Origin of the sequence: Micromonospora sp. NPDC005710, from assembly GCF_040630995.1 — a bacterium.
Lineage (GTDB): Bacteria > Actinomycetota > Actinomycetes > Mycobacteriales > Micromonosporaceae > Micromonospora.
The window spans coordinates 135,808-157,372 of sequence record NZ_JBEXYP010000003.1 but is presented as its reverse complement, the minus strand read 5'-3'; the positions used below and the strand labels follow the sequence as shown (position 1 = coordinate 157,372).

15 protein-coding genes are annotated in these 21,565 nt (G+C 70.0%); 8 read left to right on the top strand and 7 right to left on the bottom strand.

Translation table 11 applies throughout. The features are described from left to right. The first annotated feature begins 270 nt into the window (after positions 1-270). Positions 271-5,352, top strand: a complete 5,082-nt coding sequence (locus ABZ406_RS05170; protein WP_357756060.1) for an NAD-glutamate dehydrogenase — start codon at positions 271-273, stop codon at positions 5,350-5,352. A 75-nt stretch (positions 5,353-5,427) separates the two neighbouring features. On the opposite strand, the gene ABZ406_RS05165 is transcribed toward ABZ406_RS05170, so the two are convergent. Next, positions 5,428-6,126, bottom strand: coding sequence for a class F sortase (locus ABZ406_RS05165; protein WP_357756059.1), 699 nt, complete (start codon positions 6,124-6,126; stop codon positions 5,428-5,430). A 1-nt stretch (position 6,127) separates the two neighbouring features. Beyond that, positions 6,128-7,417: a hypothetical protein gene (locus tag ABZ406_RS05160; RefSeq protein WP_357756058.1), complete on the bottom strand. Its 1,290-nt coding sequence runs from the start codon at positions 7,415-7,417 to the stop codon at positions 6,128-6,130. A 597-nt stretch (positions 7,418-8,014) separates the two neighbouring features. Here ABZ406_RS05160 and ABZ406_RS05155 point away from each other — a divergent pair. Next, positions 8,015-9,796: a glycoside hydrolase family 6 protein gene (locus tag ABZ406_RS05155; protein ID WP_357756057.1), complete on the top strand. Its 1,782-nt coding sequence runs from the start codon at positions 8,015-8,017 to the stop codon at positions 9,794-9,796. A 122-nt stretch (positions 9,797-9,918) separates the two neighbouring features. Here ABZ406_RS05155 and ABZ406_RS05150 read toward each other — a convergent pair whose 3' ends face one another. The 5 genes from ABZ406_RS05150 to ABZ406_RS05130 all read right to left on the bottom strand — a co-directional run bounded on the left by ABZ406_RS05150 (position 9,919) and on the right by ABZ406_RS05130 (position 14,275). Further along, a complete protein-coding gene (locus tag ABZ406_RS05150; RefSeq protein ID WP_357756056.1) occupies positions 9,919-10,305 on the bottom strand; it encodes a hypothetical protein in 387 nt (128 codons plus the stop codon). A 133-nt stretch (positions 10,306-10,438) separates the two neighbouring features. Continuing rightward, positions 10,439-10,747 carry a hypothetical protein gene (locus ABZ406_RS05145; protein ID WP_355429394.1) on the bottom strand — a complete coding sequence of 103 codons (309 nt, stop codon included), beginning with the start codon at positions 10,745-10,747 and terminating at the stop codon, positions 10,439-10,441. 16 nt (positions 10,748-10,763) lie between these two features. After that, the gene (locus ABZ406_RS05140) at positions 10,764-12,422 is read right to left on the bottom strand and encodes a sodium:solute symporter family protein (RefSeq protein WP_357756055.1); all 1,659 of its coding nucleotides are present in this window, start codon (positions 12,420-12,422) and stop codon (positions 10,764-10,766) included. 195 nt (positions 12,423-12,617) lie between these two features. Further along, entirely contained in the window at positions 12,618-13,670 is a 1,053-nt protein-coding gene (locus tag ABZ406_RS05135) for a hypothetical protein (protein ID WP_357756054.1), read from the bottom strand. Between the two features lie 11 nt (positions 13,671-13,681). After that, the gene (locus ABZ406_RS05130) at positions 13,682-14,275 is read right to left on the bottom strand and encodes a hypothetical protein (protein ID WP_357756309.1); all 594 of its coding nucleotides are present in this window, start codon (positions 14,273-14,275) and stop codon (positions 13,682-13,684) included. Between the two features lie 319 nt (positions 14,276-14,594). Between ABZ406_RS05130 and ABZ406_RS05125 the strand changes: the two genes are divergently transcribed. The 6 genes from ABZ406_RS05125 to ABZ406_RS05100 all read left to right on the top strand — a co-directional run bounded on the left by ABZ406_RS05125 (position 14,595) and on the right by ABZ406_RS05100 (position 21,376). Then, positions 14,595-16,952, top strand: a complete 2,358-nt coding sequence (locus tag ABZ406_RS05125; protein ID WP_357756053.1) for a nitrate- and nitrite sensing domain-containing protein — start codon at positions 14,595-14,597, stop codon at positions 16,950-16,952. Then, on the top strand, positions 16,952-17,374 hold the full coding sequence (locus ABZ406_RS05120) for a roadblock/LC7 domain-containing protein (protein ID WP_357756052.1): 423 nt from the start codon (positions 16,952-16,954) through the stop codon (positions 17,372-17,374). The genes ABZ406_RS05125 and ABZ406_RS05120 overlap by 1 nt, the downstream gene beginning before the upstream one ends. Then, positions 17,364-17,753 (top strand): DUF742 domain-containing protein, encoded by a 390-nt coding sequence (locus ABZ406_RS05115; RefSeq protein ID WP_357756051.1) that lies wholly within the window; start codon positions 17,364-17,366, stop codon positions 17,751-17,753. Before ABZ406_RS05120 ends, ABZ406_RS05115 begins: the two co-directional genes overlap by 11 nt. Next, positions 17,734-18,336, top strand: a complete 603-nt coding sequence (locus ABZ406_RS05110; protein ID WP_357756050.1) for an ATP/GTP-binding protein — start codon at positions 17,734-17,736, stop codon at positions 18,334-18,336. The genes ABZ406_RS05115 and ABZ406_RS05110 overlap by 20 nt, the downstream gene beginning before the upstream one ends. Positions 18,337-18,423: 87 nt before the next feature. Further along, the gene (locus ABZ406_RS05105; RefSeq protein WP_357756049.1) at positions 18,424-19,461 is read left to right on the top strand and encodes a lactonase family protein; all 1,038 of its coding nucleotides are present in this window, start codon (positions 18,424-18,426) and stop codon (positions 19,459-19,461) included. Between the two features lie 157 nt (positions 19,462-19,618). Continuing rightward, positions 19,619-21,376, top strand: a complete 1,758-nt coding sequence (locus tag ABZ406_RS05100; RefSeq protein ID WP_357756048.1) for a substrate-binding domain-containing protein — start codon at positions 19,619-19,621, stop codon at positions 21,374-21,376. The last annotated feature ends 189 nt before the right edge of the window (positions 21,377-21,565 follow it).

Here is a 21,565-nt window from a genome sequence, read left to right as displayed (position 1 = left end):
TCGGACTGCCCCCGCACGGTAGTACGCGAACAGCGTCCCCAACGTCCCCCAGGTGCTCGGCCGCGCTCAAAGACGGCCCGCCCCCGTGTGATGAACATCGCGTGGCGGGGTATCCCGCAGCCGGCCAACCTCGGACCCGCAACGGGTGAAAGGACAAAGTCCCGATCCGGACGTCCGGCCAGTGGTCCGCCGACGAAGGCGCAGAACGACAGGGCCTAGGCTGGGCGGCAGAGTGACCCACAACGCGGTGGGTCGAGGGGAGTGGCACCGATGGACCGGCGTCCGGCGATCAAACCGGAACCCGACCTCCGGCAGGATGACTCCGGCCGGGACGATGACAGCTTCGATTCGGCGACCGACGGGGACGGCTACGGCCGGCTCGACACGGGAGTCACCGGGCTGACCGGGTCGAGCATCGACACCATCTACGATCTTGGTCTGCCAGTCGAGGCGCTGGCCGACGACGTGGAGGACGCCGAGCTCGACGAACCAGTTCCCAACGCGGAGCGCCTGGTGGCCCAGGCCGTCGCGCTCGCGGGGGACGACCACGACGCGGCGACACTTGTCGGCCGTTTCTGGCGGTTCGCCCCGGACGAGGAGCTGGTCGGCTTCACGGCGGAGGAAATGCTCGACGCGGCCCGGGCGCACCGGGACCTCGCCCAGCAACGGGTTCCCGGCGAGTTGAAGCTGCGGATCCACGAACCGCACGCGGACCAGCACCACACCGTCGTCGAGATCGTCACTGACGACATGCCGTTCCTGGTCGACTCGGTGACGGCGCTGCTCAACTCGTACCACCTCGACGTGCACCTGCTGGTGCACCCGCTGGTGGTGGTGCGGCGGGAGCCGCTGGGTCGGCTCGCCGAGGTTTCCGCCGATGTGGAACCGGACGACGCGATCGCCGGCGACATCATCGAGAGCTGGATGCGGATCGAGATCGACCCGGTCCGGGACGCGGCCGAGCGGGACCGGTTGCGCCGCGAGTTGCAGCGGGTGCTCACCGACGTGCGGGAGGCGGTGGAGGACTGGCCGAAGATGCGTCAGCGTGCCCTCGCGCTCGCCGACGAGCTGGCCTCGGCCCGTACCTCCGACAACCGCCCACCGGTGCCGGAAAAGGACATCACCGACTCGGTGGAGCTGCTGCGGTGGCTCGCCCAGGACCACTTCACCTTCCTCGGCTACCGCGAGTACCGGCTGGTGGACGCCGACGGCGGCGACGCCGCCGACCCGGTCGACGGCAAGGCGTTGGAGGCGGTGCTCGGCACCGGTCTGGGCATCCTGCGCTCGGATTCGCCGGAGGCACGGTCGTTGTCCTCGATGACGCCCGAGGCGCACGAGAAGGTGCTGGAGAAGCGCCTGCTCATCATCACCAAGGCCAACTCCCGAGCCACAGTGCACCGCTCGGCGTACCTGGACTACATCGGCTTCAAAATCTTCAACTCCGCCGGTGACGTGATCGGTGAGCGGCGCTTCCTGGGCCTGTTCTCGACGGCCGCGTACCGGACCAGCGTCCGCGAGCTGCCGGTGGTGCGCCGCAAGGTGGCCGAGGTGCTGGACCGCTCCGGCCTCAGCCAGCGCAGCCACTCCGGCAAGGACCTGATCCAGATCCTGGAGACCTACCCGCGCGACGAGCTGTTCCAGATCAAGACCGACGACCTGTACCACGCGGTGGTCGGCGTGCTGCGGATGGCCGGCCGCCGGCAGTTGCGGGTCTTCCTGCGTCGCGACGCGTACGGGCGGTTCATCTCCTGCCTGATCTACCTGCCCCGGGACCGGTTCACCACGCAGAACCGGCTACGCATGCAGGACATCCTGCTCCGGGAGCTGAACGGTGTCGGGGTGGACTACACCACCCGGGTCACCGAATCGATGCTGGCTCGGGTGCACTTCATCGTCCGTACCGACCCGACCCGGCCGCCCGGCGACATCGACGCCGACCTGCTGGCCGAGGAGTTGGCCGACGCCACCCGGCTCTGGGACGACGACTACCGGCTGGTGCTGGAACGCAAGCTCGGCGACGAGCAGGCCAAGCACCTGTTCACCAGGTACGCCGACGCGTTCCCGGAGGGCTACAAGGACGGGCACACGCCGTACGAGGCGATGAAGGACCTGGCGAAGCTGGAGCTGCTGGAGGAGCCCGGGCAGCTGGAGATGCACCTGTTCCGCAAGCAGTTGGCTCCCCGACCGGGCACCCGGGTGCCGGGTGCGGAACTGGCCGAGGCGATGGACGTCCGGTTCAAGGTCTACCGGTACGGCGAGCCGATGATGCTCTCCGCGGTGCTGCCGGTGCTGCACTCGCTCGGCGTACGGGTGGTCGACGAGCACCCGTACGAGGTGGACCGGATCGACGGTCGGGTCTACCTGTACGACTTCGGCCTCATGCTGCCCGAGGGGCATCACGAGCTGGCCGAGGTGCGCCCGCACGTCGAGAACGCCTTCGCGGCGGCCTGGCGCGGCGAGGCCGAGGTGGACAGGTTCAACGAGCTGGTGCTGCGCGGCGGGCTGACCTGGCGACAGGTGGTGGTGCTGCGGGCGTACGCGAAGTACCTGCGGCAGGCCGGCACGGTCTTCTCCCAGGACTACATGGAGCAGACCTTCGTCGCGTACCCGAAGCTCGCCGCGTTGCTCGTGGAGCTGTTCGAGACCCGGTTCGCGCCGGGCGAGTCGAGCACCGAGCAGCGGCAGCAGCGCAGCGGTGAGCTGGTGGAGACGATCCGGAGCGCGCTCGACGACGTGGCGAGCCTGGACCAGGATCGGATCCTGCGCTCGTACCTGACGCTCATCGAGGCGACCCTGCGGACCAGCTTCTACCAGAAGCGCGCCGACGGGCGGCCGAAGGCGTACGTGGCGTTCAAGCTCGACCCGCAGGCCATTCCGGACCTGCCGGCGCCGCGGCCGAAGTTCGAGATCTTCGTCTACTCGCCCCGGTTCGAGGGTGTGCACCTGCGGTTCGGGCCGGTGGCCCGAGGTGGGTTGCGCTGGTCCGACCGTCGGGAGGACTTCCGTACCGAGGTGCTGGGCCTGGTCAAGGCGCAGATGGTGAAGAACACGGTGATCGTGCCGGTCGGCGCCAAGGGCGGCTTCGTGCTGAAGCAGAAGCCTGGTGACCGGGACGAGGCGGTCGCCTGTTACCAGGAGTTCGTGGGCGCGATGCTCGACGTCACCGACAACATCGTCAGCGGGCAGATCGTGCCGCCCGAGGACGTGGTCCGGCACGACGGCGACGACCCGTACCTGGTGGTGGCCGCCGACAAGGGCACCGCGACGTTCTCCGACATCGCGAACGAGATCTCCAAGGCGCACACCTTCTGGATGGGTGACGCGTTCGCGTCCGGTGGTTCCGCCGGGTACGACCACAAGAAGATGGGCATCACGGCCCGCGGGGCCTGGGAGTCGGTCAAGCGGCACTTCCGGGAGTTGGGCCTGGACACCCAGACCCAGGACTTCACAGTGGTCGGCGTCGGCGACATGTCCGGCGACGTGTTCGGCAACGGGATGCTGCTCTCCGAGCACATCCGGCTGGTGGCCGCCTTCGACCACCGGCACATCTTCCTCGACCCGGAGCCGGACACCGCCACCTCCTACGCGGAGCGCCGACGGCTGTTCGACCTGCCCCGGTCTTCGTGGGAGGACTACAACACCGAGCTGATCTCGGCAGGTGGCGGCATCTTCCCGCGTACCGCGAAGTCCATCCCGATCACGCCGCAGGTTCGGGCGGCGATCGGCCTGGACGACGACGTCACGCAGATGTCGCCGCAGGACCTGATGAAGGCGATCGTCACCGCCCCGGTGGACCTGTTCTGGAACGGCGGCATCGGCACCTACGTCAAGGCCTCCTCCCAGACCAACGCCGAGGTGGGCGACAAGTCCAACGACGCGATCCGGGTGGACGGGCGCAACCTTCGCTGCCGGGTGGCGGGCGAGGGCGGCAACCTGGGCTGGACCCAGCTCGGCCGGATCGAGTACGCGTTGACCGGTGGCCGGATCTACACGGACTTCATCGACAACGCGGCCGGGGTGGACACCTCCGACCACGAGGTCAACATCAAGATCCTGCTCAACACGGCGGTGGCCGACGGTGAGCTGAGCATGGCCGACCGGGACGAACTGCTGGCCGGTATGACCAGTGAGGTCGCGGAGCTGGTGCTGCGGGACAACTACGACCAGGCCCGGGCGATCAACAACGCCCAGGCCCAGGCCGCCTCGCTGCTCCCGGTGCACCGCCGGATGATCAACGAGCTGGAGCGGTCGGGCGGGTTGGACCGGGCACTGGAGGCGTTGCCGCCGGACGAGGAGTTGGCGGTTCGCAGCGAATCCGGCCTGACCGCGCCGGAGTTCGCGGTGCTGCTCGCGTACGTGAAGATCGTCCTGGAGCGGGAGATCCTCACCGAGGGGTTGGCCGACGAGGAGTGGACGACGGACGTCCTGGTCAACTACTTCCCGACGCCGATGCGCGAGCGGTTCGCCGACCGGATGGGCCGGCACCGGCTGCGCCGGGACATCGTCACGACGGTGCTCGTCAACGAGGCGATCAACCGGGGTGGCATCTCGTTCATCTTCCGCGTGGTCGAGGAGACGGCGGCCAGCGCGGCCGACGTGATCCGGGCGTACGTGGTGATCAGCGAGGTGTTCGGCCTGCGCGACCTGTGGGACGCGGTCGAGGCGCTCGACAACAAGGTGGCGCCGGAGCTGCAGACCAGCGTCTACCTGGACACCCGCCGGCTGCTCGACCGGGCGGTGCGGTGGCTGGTCTCCAACCGGCGCTCGCCGATCGACGTGCCGGCCGAGATCGCCCGGCTGCGTGACGGCGTCACCCGGCTGCTGCCAGGGCTCGAGGAACTGTTCTACGGCAACGAGCGCCAGGGCATCGCCGCGCACATGGACTCCATGACCGAGCGTGGGCTGCCCCGCGAGCTGGCGGAGCGGGCGACCCGGCTGATGTACAGCTTCGGCCTGATGGACGTGGTGGAGACCGCGAACGCCAGCGGGCGGGACGTCAGCGAGGTGGCCTCGGTCTACTTCGTGCTGTCCGACCTGTTCCGGGTGGACTCGCTGCTGTCGAAGATCTCCCTGCTGCCGCGGGAGGACCGCTGGCAGACACTGGCCCGGATGGCGCTGCGGTACGACCTGTACGCCGCGCTGGCAGCGCTCACCGCGGAGGTGCTGGACTCCACGCCGGGCGACCTGCCGCCACACGAGCGGGTGCACCAGTGGGAGCAGTCGAACGCCACCTCCATCCACCGAGCCCGACGGGCGATGGGGGAGTTCGACGAGTCGCGGGCGGATCTCGCCGCCCTGTCGGTGCTGCTGCGTCAGATTCGCACCCTGGTGCGCACCTCCGCGGCCGCCTGAGGTCAGACACACCGGACGCGGTCCGGCCGGTCGGGGTCACCCCCGATCAGCCGGACCGCGTTCGTTCGTCGCCGGTCAGACCGCCAGGGTGGCGAAGACGACGATGTTGTCCGGGTAGCTCTTGGCAACCTCGTCGAACTGGCCGCCGCAGGTGACCACCCGCAGGCTGGGCCGGTCGCTCGGTCCGTAGACCAACTCGGTGGGGAAGGCCGTCTTCGGGTACGACGTGACCGAGTCGACGGTGAAGGTGGCTGGCAACCCGTCGGCGCGGCGCACGGTGACTGTGTCACCGGGGGTGAGAGCGCCGAGGTCGAAGAAGACCGCCGGGCCGAGCACCGCCGAGTCCACATGCCCGACGATCACCGCGTTACCCGTCTCGCCCGGGCTCGCACCGGGCTCGTACCACCCGGCCTGGTCGGCCTTGTCCAGCGGCGGGACCTGGACGGTGCCGTCCGGGTTGGTGCCCAACGACATGATCGTCGCGTCGACACCGATCCGGGGGATCTCGATGCTCGTCGGCGCCGAGCGGGCCAACCCGGACGGTGCCTGAGCGGCCGGTTGCCCGTCGACCGCCGGAGCATCGTCGGCGGGGCTCGCCGGCGCGGTGGCCTCGGGGCCGGCCTGGGCCAGCGGCTGCGGCGGTCGGGGAGTGGGCGTGGTCTTCAGCGAGGCGCCGATCATGCCGGCGCCGACCATGGCGAGGGTGACGACGACGGCCGTGCCGGCGGCACGCCACGGTCTCCCGTGGCGGCCGCCGGCCGGTGTCGCCGTCACGTCAGACGAGCGAACCATCGGTCCGCCGACGACGCATCAGCACGATCCCGCCGAGCGCGGCAGCGCCGAGCAGGCCCGCCCCGCCGGTGGCCAGACCCCGGTCGGTGCCGGTGCTGACGCCGCCGTCACCACCGTCGACACCGCCGTGCGGCAGCACGACCAGCTCGCCCTCGCCGCAGGAGCCCTTGAGCTCGTAGCGACCCGGCTTGGCGTCCTTGGCGACGGTGGCTTCGCCGTAGTAGACGAACTCGCGCTCCTTGTCCCAGCCCTTGTCGGAGCCGTTGTCGGAGCCGTGCTCGTCCTTGTTCTCCCAGCCCTTGTCGGAGCCGTTGTCGGAGCCGTGCTCGTCCTTGTTTTCCCAGCCCTTGTTGGAGCCGTTGTCGGAGCCGTGCTCGTCCTTGTTTTCCCAGCCCTTGTCGGAGCCGTTGTCGGAGCCGTGCTCGTCCTTGTTTTCCCAGCCCTTGTCCGAGCCGTTGTCGGAGCCGTGCTCGTCCTTGTTTTCCCAGCCCTTGTTGGAGCCGTTGTCGGAGCCGTGCTCGTCCTTGTTTTCCCAGCCCTTGTCGGAGCCGTTGTCGGAGCCGTGCTCGTCCTTGTTCTCCCAGCCCTTGTCGGAGCCGTAGTCGGAGCCGTGCTCGTCCTTGGACTCCCAGTCCTTCTTGTCTTCGTCCTTGGAGTCCCAGTCCTTCTTGTCACGGCCCTCTTCGGCGTCCTGGCCGTGCTCCTCGCCCTTCCAGTCCTTGCTGTCCTCGTCGCCGTACGCGTCAGCGGCAGCGCCGCCGCCCTGGCCGCCCTTGCCGTTCTCGTCCTTGGCCTTGTCGTCCTTGGCCTTGTCGTCCTTGCCGTTCTCGTCCTTGGCCTTGTCGTCCTTGGCCTTGTCGTCCTTGGCCTTGTCGTCCTTGCCGTTCTCGTCCTTGGCCTTGTCGTCCTTGCCGTGCTCGTCCTTGCCGTTCTCGTCCTTGCCGTTCTCGTCCTTGCCTTCGTGGTCCTTGCCCTTGTCGTGGTCGGAGGAGTCCTCCTCCTCGCTCCACTCGCGGTCCTCGCCCCGGTCCTCAGATGCCGGCTTGAGATTGACCTTGCCGGTGACCTTGGACCACACGTACGCGTGCTCCTGCCGATCCGGGCAGATCTCGAGGAGCTTGACCTCGTCGCCGGCCTTGACGACGTGCGGCTTGGCGTAGACCTTGCCGTCGTCGTGACCGTCGGCGAACGCGATCCCCGGTGCGAACACCAGGAGCGACGCGCCGCCGAGCGCGGCGCCCGCAACGACCTTCCCGAGCATCTTCTTAGCCATGACCTGCGTCACTCCATCCCTGTTGTCCTGAGCCCGGCGACAACCGAGCTAAGACCGACGTTAGACCGTTTCATGACTTATGAAGTGAAAGATTCGCGTTTTGACCTTTGATCCAAGTAAGAGGTGAAGGGGTGGTACGCGGCTTTCTCGATGCTGAGTGTCGTCTCAGGCGACCCGCAACCATCTGGGTTTCGCACGGTGTTCGGCGCTCGCCGTTCCCGCCCTGCCTCTGTGGTGCGGTAGTGGCCGGTCCGGGCGACCCGTACCGGTCGGGCCCGGTCCGGGGTATCGTCCGGACCACCCCGGCCACGCATCGAGCCATTGCCATGGAAGCGCTCCCATGCAAGAATCGGCGAACGCGGTTCAGAGAGCCACACCGTGCAGGCAGGGAGTCGAGGGCACCCGGTTCACCGGGGCGACATCCCGCCGCCGATCGACCAGCCGACGTCTCGGCCGGGCACCACCACCACCATCGCCCGTCCGGGTCGGGCGCCCCCAAAAATCCCGTTGGCGCCGACGGCCGTCCGTGCAGGACGTCCATCGGGCCGTCCCGCCGGGCCGTACGTGGGCCCGGTCTCGCCCAAGGAGATCAGTGGCATGAATGTGTGGAGAAGGCTAACCGGCCCACGCCGGGCCCTCGCGCTCGCCGGCGCGGGTGCCCTGGTCGCCGGTGGGCTCGTAACGATTCCGGTAACCGCGGCGCAGGCCGCGACGCAGTGCGACATCGCGTACACGAGCAACGACTGGCAGGGCGGCTTCACCGCGAACATCACCATCAAGAACGTCGGCGACGCGCTGAACGGCTGGACGCTGGGCTGGACCTTCCCCAACTCCAGCCAGCGGGTGCAGCAGGGCTGGTCGGCCACGTTCACCCAGTCCGGCAGCCAGGTGACCGCCCGGAGCATGTCGTACAACGGCACTCTGGCCACCGGCGCGTCGACGAGCATCGGCTTCAACGGCGCGTGGAGCGGCAGCAACCCGAAGCCCACCTCGTTCACCCTGAACGGCGTGGTCTGCAACGGTGGCACCACCCCGCCGACCACGCCCCCGCCGACCACCACGCCTCCGCCGACCGACCCGCCGCCCACCGACCCGCCGCCCACCACCACCCCGCCGCCGGGCACCAAGGTCGACAACCCGTACGCCGGGGTCCGCGGTTACGTGAACCCGGAGTGGAAGGCCAAGGCGGACGCCGAGACCGGCGGAAGTCGGGTCTCGAACAACCCCACCGCCGTCTGGCTGGACCGGATCGCCGCGATCAACGGCACGCCGAACAGCAGCTCCAACGGCGCCTTCGGCGTGAAGGAGCACCTGGACGAGGCACTGCGCCAGGGTGCCGGCTACATCCAGTTCGTGATCTACAACCTGCCCGGCCGGGACTGCTCGGCGCTCGCCTCCAACGGTGAGTTGGGTCCGGACGAGCTGCCGAAGTACAAGGCCCAGTACATCGACCCGATCGCCGCGATCCAGGGTCAGTCGAAGTACAGCAGCCTGCGGATCATCAACATCATCGAGATCGACTCGCTGCCGAACCTGGTGACCAACACCTCCGGCCAGCCGGGCGGCACGGTCATGTGCGACACGGTCAAGGCCAACGGCGCCTACGTCAACGGCGTCGGCTACGCCCTGGCCAAGCTGGGCGCGATCGGCAACGTCTACAACTACATCGACTCGGGGCACCACGGCTGGCTCGGTTGGGACAGCAACTTCAACCCGAGCGCCGAAATCCTGAAGACCGCCGCCGTCGCCTCCGGCAGCACCGTCAACAACGTGCACGGCTTCATCACCAACACCGCGAACTACTCGGCGTTGCAGGAGCCGTACTTCAAGGTCACCGACAACGTGAACGGCCAGACGGTGCGGCAGTCCAAGTGGGTCGACTGGAACTACTACGTCGACGAGCTGTCGTTCGCCCAGGCGTTCCGGACCAAGCTGGTCTCGTTGGGCTTCAACTCGAACATCGGCATGCTCATCGACACCTCCCGCAACGGCTGGGGCGGCTCCGCCCGGCCCACCGGTCCGGGTGCCATGACCAGCGTCGACACCTACGTCAACGGAGGTCGTATCGACCGCCGGGCGCACCTCGGCAACTGGTGCAACCAGGCTGGTGCCGGTCTCGGTGAGCGGCCGCGGGCGAACCCGGCGACGGGCATCGACGCCTACGTCTGGGTGAAGCCCCCGGGCGAGTCGGACGGCTCCAGCAGCGAGATCCCGAACAACGAGGGCAAGGGCTTCGACCGGATGTGCGACCCGACGTACGGCGGCAACGCCCGCAACGGCAACAACCCGTCGGGAGCCCTGGGCAACGCGCCGATCTCCGGTGCGTGGTTCTCCGCCCAGTTCCAGGAGCTCATGCGCAACGCCTACCCGGCGCTCTGATCGGGTAGGGCACGCACCAACCCGCTGCCAGTGGTTGGTGAGGCACTGTTGGCAGCAGGTTCCCCCGGGTCCCCGGCTCGACCGTCACAGGTCGGGCCGGGGACCCCCCTTTGCGGGCCCGATCAGGGCACCGTGCGTTCGATCGCCGCGCGACCCTGCTCGGCCAGGTCACGGCGGGCCTTGTCCAGGTTCTCCGGGGTCAGGTCCTGGCCGCGGGCCATCACCAGGTCCTCCGGCTCCCACTGCTGTTCGGCACCGGTGCGGATGTTGTCCCCGCCGGCGCCGGTGCCCGTCCCGGTCGCCCCGGTGCCGGCAGCGTACGGATCACCGATCAGCTCGTCGGTCTCCGGTGCGAGGTCGTCCGGTCGGCTGCGGGGCTCGGCGAAGCCCGGAGTGTCCCGGTCCGGGCCGCCCCCGGTGCGCAGTTGCGGCACGGTGGCGTCATCGTCCACCGCCGAGGCCACCTCGGGGCTGTCCTCCAGCGGCGGTTGGCGATCGCGATCGGTCATGGTGCTGCCTCCTGGGTCCGACACGGTGCCTGATTTCCCCCACGTACCCCTTCGTGCCGTGCTCATGCCGCACGGCCCGGCGGTCGGGCCGGGCCGTGCTCATGACGTGCGATCGGGGTCCAGGGGCCGACGGTCAGGCGTCGGGCTGCTGCTCGTTCGGGGACGGCGCTTCGGCGGGACGCAGCCACTGCCAGAGCAACATGAGCAGACCGAACACGAGCATCGCCAGCCCGGCCCACAGGTTGATCCGTACGCCTTCGGCCTTGTCGATCTCGGCCCGGCTGTCGAAGATGCCGATAAGCGTCACGATGATCCCGTACGCGACGAAGAGGCCACCGATCACCCGGCGGATGTCGAACAGCCGGGCGGCGGCTGAGCGCCGTTGCTCCGCCTGCGCCTCGTCGATCAGCGGGTCCTGTGCCGGCTGGCCATCGTTGCTCATCTGCCGACCCCTTTCCTCAGAAGACCGGGATGTAGAAGACGGCGGCCAGCGCGACCGCGATCAGACCGAGCAGCACCGGGGAGCGGTACCAGACAGCGTCCCCGGCGAGCACGTCGCCCTTCAGGTCGACGCCACCCATGCCGTACACCAGCCCGCGCAGTTCCTCGTCCCGCTTGGGCGAGGTGAGCGGGGTGACGATCGCGGCGACCACCACCGCCGTGACGAACGCCAGGCCCGCACCCCAGAAGCTCTCCTCCAGGTCGGAGTTGAAATCGATCACACCGCCCTTGTAGAGCAGGTAGAGGCTCAGTGACACCAGGGTGCCCAGCAGCAGCGACCAGAAGCCGGCCAGGGCGCTCATCCGCTTCCAGAACATGCCGATGATGAAGGTGGCGAACAGTGGCGCGTTGAAGACGGAGAAGAGCGCCTGGATGTAGTTCATGATGTTGCTGAACCCGGCCGCGATGAACGCGGTGCCGATCCCGATCACCACGGCGGCGACGGTGGCCCACCGGCCGACCCGCAGGTAGTACTCGTCCGAGCGGTCCCGGCGGACGTACGCCTGCCAGATGTCGTAGGTGAACACGGTGTTGAAGCCGCTCACGTTGGCCGCCATGCCGGCCATGAACGAGGCGAGCAGGCCGGTCACCGCCACCCCGAGCACGCCGTTGGGGAGCAGGTCGCGCATCAGCAGCGGGATCGCGTTGTTGTACTGCAGGTCGCCGCTCTCCGCGCCGAGGCCCTTGACGGTGACCAGGGCCACCAGGCCGGGGATGATCGTGACCAGGGGGATGAACAGCTTCGGGTACGCGGCGATGATCGGCGTACGCCGGGCGGCGCTCATGTTCTTCGCCGAGAGGGCCCGCTGCACCTCGGCGAAGTTCGTCGTCCAGTAGCCGAAGGACAGCACGAAGCCGAGGCCGAAGACGATGCCGAGCCAGTGCGCGCCCAGCGGGTTGGCAGTGCTACCGGTGCCCTGCCACGCGTGCAGGCCCGCCTCGCCCAGCTTGGTGTCGCCTACCGCGTCCATCAGGCCGTTCCACCCGCCGACCTTGACCAGACCGATCACGGTGACCGGGATGAGGCCGGCGAGGATGACGAAGAACTGGAGCACCTCGTTGTAGATCGCCCCGGACAGGCCACCGATGGTGATGTACGCCAGCACGATCGCCGCGCCGACGACGATCGCCGTCCAGAGCGGCCAGCCGAGCAGCGCCTGCATGACGAGGGCCAGCGCGTAGAGGTTCACACCGGCGATCAGCACCTGGGCGACGGCGAAGCTGAGCGCGTTGAGCAGATGGGTGGGGCGGTTGAACCGCAGGCGCAGGTACTCCGGCACGCTGCGGACCTTGGAGCCGTAGTAGAAGGGCATCATCACGATGCCCAGGAAGACCATCGCCGGGACCGCGCCGATCCAGTAGTAGTGGACCGTCATCACGCCGTACTGGGCCCCGTTCGCGGCCATTCCGATGATCTCCAGGGCGCCCAGGTTCGCCGAGACGAAGGCGAGACCGGTCACCCAGGCCGGCAGCGAACGGCCGGAGAGGAAGAAGTCGACGCTGGTCCGGATCGCCCGGCGGGCGGCGAAGCCGACCCCGAGGACGGTGACGAAGTACAGCGCCAGGATCAGGTAGTCCAGGCCGTTCATGTTGAGCCGAAGACCGTCGCCGTCCATGCCGTCACCCCTCGTCACGACGCCCGCGCGTGTTGGTCCGCGCGCGCCCTATTACCCCGTCCGCGCGGTTTCACTCCTGAAGAGCGACACCGCCGTTTTGCGGCGCGGACGGGCTGCTTCCGGCGGGTGGCCACGGGCAGCACGCACGAGGCGCCCCGGCCGTCTCGGCCGGGGCGCCTCGTGAGGTCGGTTGGATCAGCGACCGAGTACGCGGTCCAGGAAGTCCCGGTAGTTGCGGACCGCCATTCGCAGCTGCTCGGTGTCGACCGAGCCGGCGTCCTGCCACCCACCCAGCGTGTTCTTCTGTGCGGCAAGCGCCGAGGAGAGAGCCTGGATGGCCTCCTCCACCAGCGACTGCGCCTCACCGGCGGCCGCCTGCGGGTCGTCGACGAAGCGCAGCTGCACGTCCCGCCAACGGTCCCGGAAGCCCTGCGCGGTGTCCATGTCGAGGAGGGTGGCGGGCTCGGCCGCCACCGTCGACCCGGCGGGCCGCGACGTTCCGGCCGACTCCAGCGTGGGGCTGGTGTCGTCGCCGGGAACCGGCTCGCCGTCCGCGTCCGGGTCGACCATTCCCGGTGTCGCGCTGCCGTAGCCGGCCGCGCCCGCCGTCACCGCATCCCGATCGCCGGTCAGATCGCCGCGTCCCTCGCTGTCGTCGTCGGTGTTCCCCGGCGTGACGACGGGCCGCGCGGACGGGTCCGCGTCGTCGAGGTCCGTGCGGTCGTCGAGATCCTGCCGGCCGTCGAGGACCGGGTCGTCGTCGAGGTCCGCGTCGCGGCGGTGCAGCTCCGCTGTCGGGTCGGCGCGCAGACCCTCCCGCTCGCCGTCCTCGGCGCCGTCACCCGGCTGGGCGGTGCGCTCGGCCCGCGGGTCCGGCTGATCCTGCGGGTGCGGGCTGGCCAGCGCGGACGCGGCCACCGCGTCGGCCACCGTGGTGGCGCCGAACGTCGTCGGCAGCGGCCCCGGCTCGTGGAAACCGCCCTCGTCGGTGGACTGGTCGTCGCGCCGGTGACGCCTGTCGGAGTCGTCGGTCAACTCGTCGTCGGCCCTGTCGTACGCGGTTTCCCGGTCAGTGTCGTCGGTCCGCTCGTGAACGGCGGTGTGGTCGTCGAAGGTGCCCCGGTCGTCGAGGGTGTCCTCCGGGACATCGGAGCGGTCGGCCCGATCGCCGGCCGGGGGCACCGGCACGGGAGCGGACCTGACGGCCTCCGGGTGGTCGTTGCTCACCTGCTGCTCTTCCTGGCGCATCGGTGGCCTCCTCAGCGGCTCGTGGCGTCGTGGTCCGGGTGGTGGCGCTGTTCGGGCGTGCGGTGACCGACCGGGTCCTCGCCCAGCAGGTCGGCGAAGAGTGCGCGGTAGTGCACGACCGCCTGCCGCAGCTCCTCGGTGTTGGCCTCGCCTCGGGAGTTGCGCAGGTGGATCTCGTGCGCGTCCCGGTAGTTGGTGAGCGTGCGGGCGTGCTCCACCGAGAGGTGGGCGATCTGGTCGGAGAAGTCGCCGGTCGGGTAGCCCTGCTCCTCGATGAGCCGGGTGACCAGTTCGTCGGCGTCGCCCACGGTCTCGCCGGGGGAGTCGATGAAGCGGACCTGGAGTTCCTCCCAGGCGGCCGCGTACCGGGCCCGGGACTCCGGGGTGAGTGGGGTGAGCGTGAGCTCGGCATGCCGACGTTCCCGGTCGCGCAGTTCGCGCTCGGCGGCGGACCGGCTGTCCTGTTCCGCCACCACCCGGTCGTACTCCGGCCCGAACCGGTTGCGCAGCGAGCGGCGGCTGTTGAGCGAGCGGGCGGCCACGGCCAGCACCGCGACGACCACCAGCACGACGAGCACGATGACGATTATCTGCGTGGGCGACATGGGCTCCTCCTTCGTCATCTGCTATTCCCTCTGCGCAGTGATCGCCAATCCCGATCCGAGACACTTTCCTGATCGGGGCCCTCGACCGGGAGCAGATTCGGGACGAGTGGTGCAGCAGTGCGGTTTCGTCGCGGCCGGCAGATTCCCACCCCGCGCACATCCCGGAGCGTGGATGTCGACGCGACGGGCGGTAGTGCAACCGCCCCCGATTACGTATCCTGCCCAAGTCGCCCGCGCCGGTGCTCGGCGACGCGGCCGGGCGGCGCGTTGCCCGGCGGTGCCGGCACCCCTCCTGCCACCCCTGTATGGGCGAGGTCTGATGAGAACCCGCGACTGGCCGATCCGCTCCAAGCTGACCGCGTTGGTCGTCGCGCCAGTGACAGCGCTCCTGGCGCTGTGGATCTTCGCGACCACCCTGACCTTCGGCCCCGCCCTGAACCTGCTCTCCTCCCGCACGCTGCTGTACGACCTGGGTCGCCCCGGCGAGACAGTCGTCACCGAGCTGCAACGGGAACGCCGACTCTCGGTGGTGCAGCTCGCCGGCGACACCGAGCTGCCCGCACTCGCCCAACAGCGTGGACGCACCGATCGGGCGGTCGCCGAACTGCGCCGCCGGGTGGACGGGGAGCCCCTGCGCGACGCCGCTGACGACCTGCTGGAAACCCGAATCGACAAACTGGTCACCGCCCTGGCGGCACTACCCAGTGGGCGGACGTTCATCGACGACCGCAAGGTGGACCGGGCCGGCGCGATCGGCCTCTACAGCGGCATGGTCACCGCTGCCTTCCAGGCGTTCGCCGGCATGGCGACCCTGACCGACCCGGCCATCAACCGGGAGGCACTGGCGCTCACCGCGCTGGGGCGCTCCCGGGAACTCCTCGGGCAGAGCGACGCGCTGCTGGCCGGCGCGCTGACCGCCGGGCGGTTCGCCGAGGGGGAACACACCCAGCTCGTCCAGACCATCGGCAACCAACGGTGGCTCACCGAAAGCGCCGTCGCCGACCTGCCCGAGAGCAGCCGGGCCGCCTACCAGCGGTTGACCGAGGGCGAGGCGTTCACCCGGCTGCGCACCATGCAGGACGCGCTTGTCGTACCCAACCGGTCCGGCCGGCCGGCCGTCGACGCGGCGGCGTGGCAGGCCAGTCAGGACGCGGTGCAGCAGCAGTTGCGGGACTTCGAGCTGTCCGAGGCCGACGCGCTCACCGACCGTTCGGTGCCGATGGCGGTCGGCATCCTGGTGCGGCTCGCCGCCGCCGGGGTGCTCGGGCTCATCGCCGTGGTCGTCTCGGTGCTCGTGGCGCTGCGGGTCGGCCGCACCCTGGCCCGGCGGCTCAGCGGCGTCCGCACCGCCGCGCTGGAGCTGGCCGAGCACCGGCTGCCCGACGTGGTGACCCGGCTGCGCCAGGGCGAGCAGGTCGACGTCGCCCGGGAGGCGCCACCGCTGGAGTACGGCCACGACGAGATCGGCGAGGTCGGGCGCGCCTTCACCGAGGTGCAGCGCACCGCCGTCCAGGCCGCTGTGGACGAGGTCACCCTGCGGCGTGGGCTCAACGAGGTCTTCCTCAACATCGCCCGCCGCAGCCAGAGCCTGGTGCACCGCCAGCTGCACCTGCTGGACCGGATGGAGCGGCGTAGCGAGGACCCGGACGAGCTGGCCGAGCTGTTCCAGGTCGACCACCTGGCCACCCGGCTCCGCCGGCACGCCGAGGACCTCGTCATCCTCGCCGGCTCGGCACCGGGCCGGGGTTGGCGGAACCCGGTCGCGATCGTCGACCTGATCCGCGGTGCGATCTCCGAGGTCGAGGCGTACGAGCGGGTGGACGTCACCTCCGTGCAGCCGGCCGGGGTGCTCGGGCGGGCGGTCGGCGACGTGATCCACCTGCTCGCCGAGCTGGTCGAGAACGCCACCGCCTTCTCTCCGCCGGATACCCGGGTCACCGTCAGCGGCGAACAGGTGGCCAACGGGTACGCCCTGGAGATCACCGATCAGGGGCTGGGCATGTCAGACGTGGCTCTGGAGGCCGCCAACATCCGGCTGGCCAGCTCGCCCGAGTTCGACCCGGCGCAGAGCGCCCGCCTGGGGCTGTTCGTGGTGGCCCGGCTGGCCGCCCGGCACGGCGTACGGGTGCGGCTGCGCTCGTCCAGCGAGGGTGGCGTGACCGCCGTGGTGCTGGTCCCCGGCGACCTGATCACCACCGAACCGCCTGCCGGCCCCGACCCCGCCACCCTCGACGCCGCGTCGGCCGACTCGAGCCGGCGACTGGTTCGGACGGCACGCCGGGGCACCGTGACCCGCCCCCGTACCCGCCCGCCGACGGCCCCGTCCGCCAGCACGGCCCCGCCCGCCCCACCGAGCGGGGCACCGGCCTCGACCGCCCCGCCGGTCACCTCCGACGATCCGACCGACGAGCTGGACGGCCTGCCCCGCCGGGTACGGCGTCGTACCCCCGCCGCCCAGCCCCGGTCGACTGTCGCCGACACCCCGTCGCCCCGCTCGCCGGAGGAGGTCCGCCAGGTGATGGCGGCGCTTCAGGCCGGCACGGCGCGCGGACGCGCCACAGTCGTCCCCCCGGCGGCCCCGGCCGGCCCGGCACCGACCCCGACGGCGGCCCCGGTGGTCCCCGCCGACCCGCCGAGAAATCCCGGACCCCCCACCGCAACTGAGAGGGACGCCTAGTGCGGAATTCGACGAAGCAGAGCGCCGGCCTCGACTGGTTGCTCGACGACCTGGTGCAACGGGTACCGCCCGCCCGGGAGGCGGTGGTGCTCTCCGCCGACGGCCTGATGCTCGGCTGTTCCGCCGAGTTGGAGCGCTCCGACGCCGAGCACCTGTGTGCGCTCGCCGCCGGCTTCTCCAGCCTGGCCCGGGGGGCCAGCCGCCACGTGGACGGCGGGCCGGTCCGGCAGACAGTGGTGGAGATGGAGGCGGCGTACCTCTTCGTCACCGCCGCCGGGCAGGGTGCCTGCCTCGCCGTGGTGAGCGACGCCGACGCGGACATCGGGCTTGTCGCGTACGAGATGGCGATGCTGGTGATCCGGGTGGGGGAGAGCCTTGCCGCGCCGGCCCGATCGGCGGCGGGTGCCGGAGATGCGGACTGAGCCGCCCGGGCCGCAGCACGAGTGGCTGGACGGTGACGCCGGCCCGGTGATGCGCCCGTACACGCTCACCGGTGGCCGGGTACGCGCCGCCGTCGACGAATTCAACCTGGTCGCGTTCGTGCTGGCCGGTGCGGACGTCGACGCGGCGAGTCACCCGCGTCTGCTGCCGGAGCATCGACGGCTGGTCGCGTTGGCCAGCCGGCCGGTGTCGGTGGCGGAACTGGCCGCCGAGTTGGACCTCGCGGTCGGCGTGGTCCGGGTACTGCTCGGTGATCTCTTCGCCGAGGGCCTGGTCGCGGTGCACGAGCCGCCGACCGCCGGCATCCTTCCCGACGACGACATCCTCAAGGCGGTGGTCAGTGGACTCCGTGCGCTTTGACCAGGCGGGCACCAGCACCACCATTCCGCTGGCCCTGAAGATCCTCATCGCGGGAGGCTTCGGTGCCGGCAAGACGACCTTGGTGAGCGCCCTGAGCGAGGTCCGTCCGTTGCAGACCGAGGAGGTGTTGACGGGTGCGGGAATCGGCACCGACGACATCTCCGGCGTGGAGGGCAAGTCCACCACCACCGTGGCGATGGACTTCGGCCGGATCACCATCAACGAGGACCTTCAGGTCTACCTGTTCGGGACGCCGGGTCAGGACCGGTTCTGGTTCCTCTGGGACGAGTTGGCGTTCGGTGCGCTGGGCGCGGTGGTGCTCGCCGACACCCGGCGGCTGGCCGACTGTTTCCCCTCCATCGACTACTTCGAGCAGCGTGGCATCCCGTTCGTCGTGGGCGTGAACTGCTTCGACGATTCCCGCCGGTTCAACCTGGAAACCGTACGCAGAGCGCTCGACCTGGACCCGGACGTGCCGATGGTGCTCTGCGACGCTCGGGACCGGCAGTCCGGCAAGGTGGTGTTGATCTCTCTGGTGGAGCACGTCGCCCGGCAGCGCGGAGAGCCGGTGCCGGCGGCCTGAGAACCGGGCCGGAAAGCCGGTTAACGGACGGGCAACGGGGGCAGCCTCTGGTTGGATCAACGAGGGATGCCGGCGGAGGAGTCGAACGTGAGCGGTCAGGGTGACATCGTCCACATCGGGGGTTACACCGCGCAGAGTGGCGGACGGGGCAGCGGCATCGTCGCGGCCCACCGCGACCCTCGGACCGGGGCGCTGACCTCGCTCGGCACGGTGGCGGTCACCCCGTCCCCCTCCTTCCTGGCGCGGCACCCCACCCAGCCGGTGCTCTACGCGGTGAACGAGCTGACCGACGGGCAGATCAGCGCCTGGCAGGTCGGCGCGGACGGTGCGTTGGACCCGCTCGGCAGCCGGTCGACGGGTGGCGCCGAGCCCTGCCACCTGGCGGTGCTGCCCGGCGGCGACCATCTGCTGGCGGCGAACTACGGCAGCGGCAGCATCGCGGTCTTCCCACTCGACCCGCAGGGTGTGCCGGGCGAGCGCAGCGACCTGGTGGTGCACGAGGGGCACGGTCCCGATCCGGAGCGGCAGGACCACGCCCACGCCCACATGGTCTCGCCGGGGTCGGGCGGCGGGCCGATCCTCGGCGTGGACCTCGGCACAGACTCGGTCTACCGGTACGACCTGGACGGGGCGACCGGACGGCTGGTGCCGCGTGCCCCGCGAATCCGTACGACACCCGGCACCGGCCCCCGGCACCTGGCCCGGCACCCGGACGGACGGCGCTGCTACCTCGTGGGTGAGCTGGATGCCTCGGTCACCGCGTACGAGGTGACCGACGACGGCGCGTTGCACCAGCGGGGGCGTGTCGAGGCGAGTGAGCGGGCCGGTCACGTGCAGCCGTCGGAGGTCGCTGTCGCGCCGGACGGGCGGTTCCTCTACGTCGCCAACCGGGGGGTGGGGACCGTTGCGGTCTTCGCCCTGACCGAAGAGTTGCCCGAGTTGGTGGCCGAAGTGGACACCGGCGGCGAGTGGCCTCGGCACTTCGCGCTGATCGGTGCGCACCTCTACGTCGCCGACGAGCGGGCGGACATGGTGCGGGTGTTCCGGCGCGACGCCGAGACCGGTTTTCTGGATGTGGCCGGGGAGCCGGTGCCGGTGCCGAGCCCGACGTGCGTTTTGCCCTGAACGATGGTTTAGAGACGCGAGTGTTGCACTGATTCCGCAACGCCATGGGGCTGTCACGTCACTCTCTGTCGCAAAAGAGTGATCAACTGTTTCTCCTGCGTAACTTTAGTCCGAACGGATGTGGCAGAGACGGCACCTTGTACGCAAGATGGTCACCGTGTCAGCAGGCCGCCATCGCATGCGTTCGAAACTCCACCTAGCCGCCGCCGCCGCAACGGCGGGGGTGCTCGTCGTGACGACGGGCGCGTGGTTCGGCTATCGGGAGTTGGTCCAGCCCAGCTGCTCGGGGGAGATCCGGCTTGCCGTGGCGGTCGCCTCCGAACTCGCGCCGGCGGTCGACGCCGCCGCGTCGCAGTGGGTCAAGGACGGCGCCGCGGTGGGCCCGACCTGCATCCGCGTCGACGTCTCCGCGTCCGACCCGGTCGACGTGGCGGCAGTCGTGGCGGCCAAGCACGGTGCGGTCCTGGCGGGTGTGGGGCAGGCCAGTGGCACCGCCGTCAGCCCGGACGTCTGGGTGCCCGACTCCTCGACCTGGCTGCTGCGGTTGAAGAAGGACGCGACAGCGTTCGCTCCGACCAACGGCGCGTCCATCGCGCGCAGCCCCATCGTCGTCGCGGTGCCCGAGCCGATCGCCACCCGGCTGGGCTGGCCGGACAAGGAATTCAACTGGACCGACCTGCTCAAGCAGGTGAACAACACGAGCGCGCCGTTGCGCACCGGGATCGTCGAGCCGACCCGCGACGCGGCGGGCCTGTCCGGTCTGCTGTCGCTGACCGCGGCCGCCAACGGCGCCGGCGGCGACGCCCAGCGAAACACCGTCGGCGCGCTCCGCGCGCTTGCCACCGGGCGTTCCTCGCTCCGCAACGACCTGCTGGCCCGCTTCCCGACGGCGAACGACGCGACGTCGATCGCCAGTGGTCTGGGCGCGGCGGCCCTGTCCGAAGAAGACGTGATCGCCTACAACAGCAAGAAGCCGCCGGTGCCGCTCGCCGCGCTCTACATGCAGCCGGCGCCGATGCCACTGGACTACCCGTACGCGGTGTTGCCGGGCATCGAGCCGAGCAAGGCGTCGGCCGCCAAGGTGCTGTTCGAACTGCTCACCAGCCCGACCTTCCGTGACCGGCTCGCCGCGCAGTCGCTGCGCGCGCCGGACGGCAACTGGGGTGAGGGTTTCAAGGCGCCGCAGGGTGCGCCGAGCCCGTCCGGCGGCGCGCCGACCGCACCGGCGAACGGCGGCACCGCGGCGGGTGGCCTCGACCCGGCCGCCATCCAGCGGGTCGTCTCCAGCTGGTCGATCGCCACCCAGTCCGGTCGGATGCTGGCCGTCATCGACGTCTCCGGCTCGATGAAGGACCCGGTGCCCAGCGCCAACAACCGCAGCCGCGAGGAGGTCACCGTCGACGCGGCCCGCCGTGGCCTCGGCCTCTTCGACGACTCCTGGTCCATCGGTCTGTGGACCTTCTCCACGCAGCTCGTCGGCAACCGGGACTACCGGGAGCTGGTCCCCATCGGACCGCTCTCCGGTCAGCGGGCCCAGTTGGAGGGCGCGCTCGCCACCGTCAAGCCGTCCAGCGGCGACACCGGCCTCTACGACACGATGCTGGCCGCCTACCAGGCGGTGCAGGAAAACTGGCAGCCCGGCCGGGTCAACTCGATAGTGCTGTTCACCGACGGCAAGAACGAGGACGACAACGGTCTCAACCAGCAGCAGCTGCTCAGCAAGCTCAAGCAGATCGCCGACCCGGATCGGCCGGTCCAGGTCATCATGATCGGTATCGGCGAGGGCGTCAGCAAGGCGGAGCTGGAATCGATCACCAAGGTGACCGGTGGCGACGTTTTCGTCACCAAGGACCCGAGCGAGATCGGCAGCATCTTCCTCAGCGCCATCGCGCGGCGCCCGCCAGCGCCACGCTGATCCGCAGCTCAGACGTCCAGGGGCCGGCCGTACCGTCGATTCGGTGTGGCAGGCCCCTTTTCGGCCACCGGGTTGTTGAAGAAAAGTGACGGCAATACGTCGGAAGCAATCGGCAGTCATAGTTGTCAAGGCAGGATGTCGACTGTTCCGGCACAGTCGGTCCGCCTCCGGTCCGACCCGTCGGCCGGG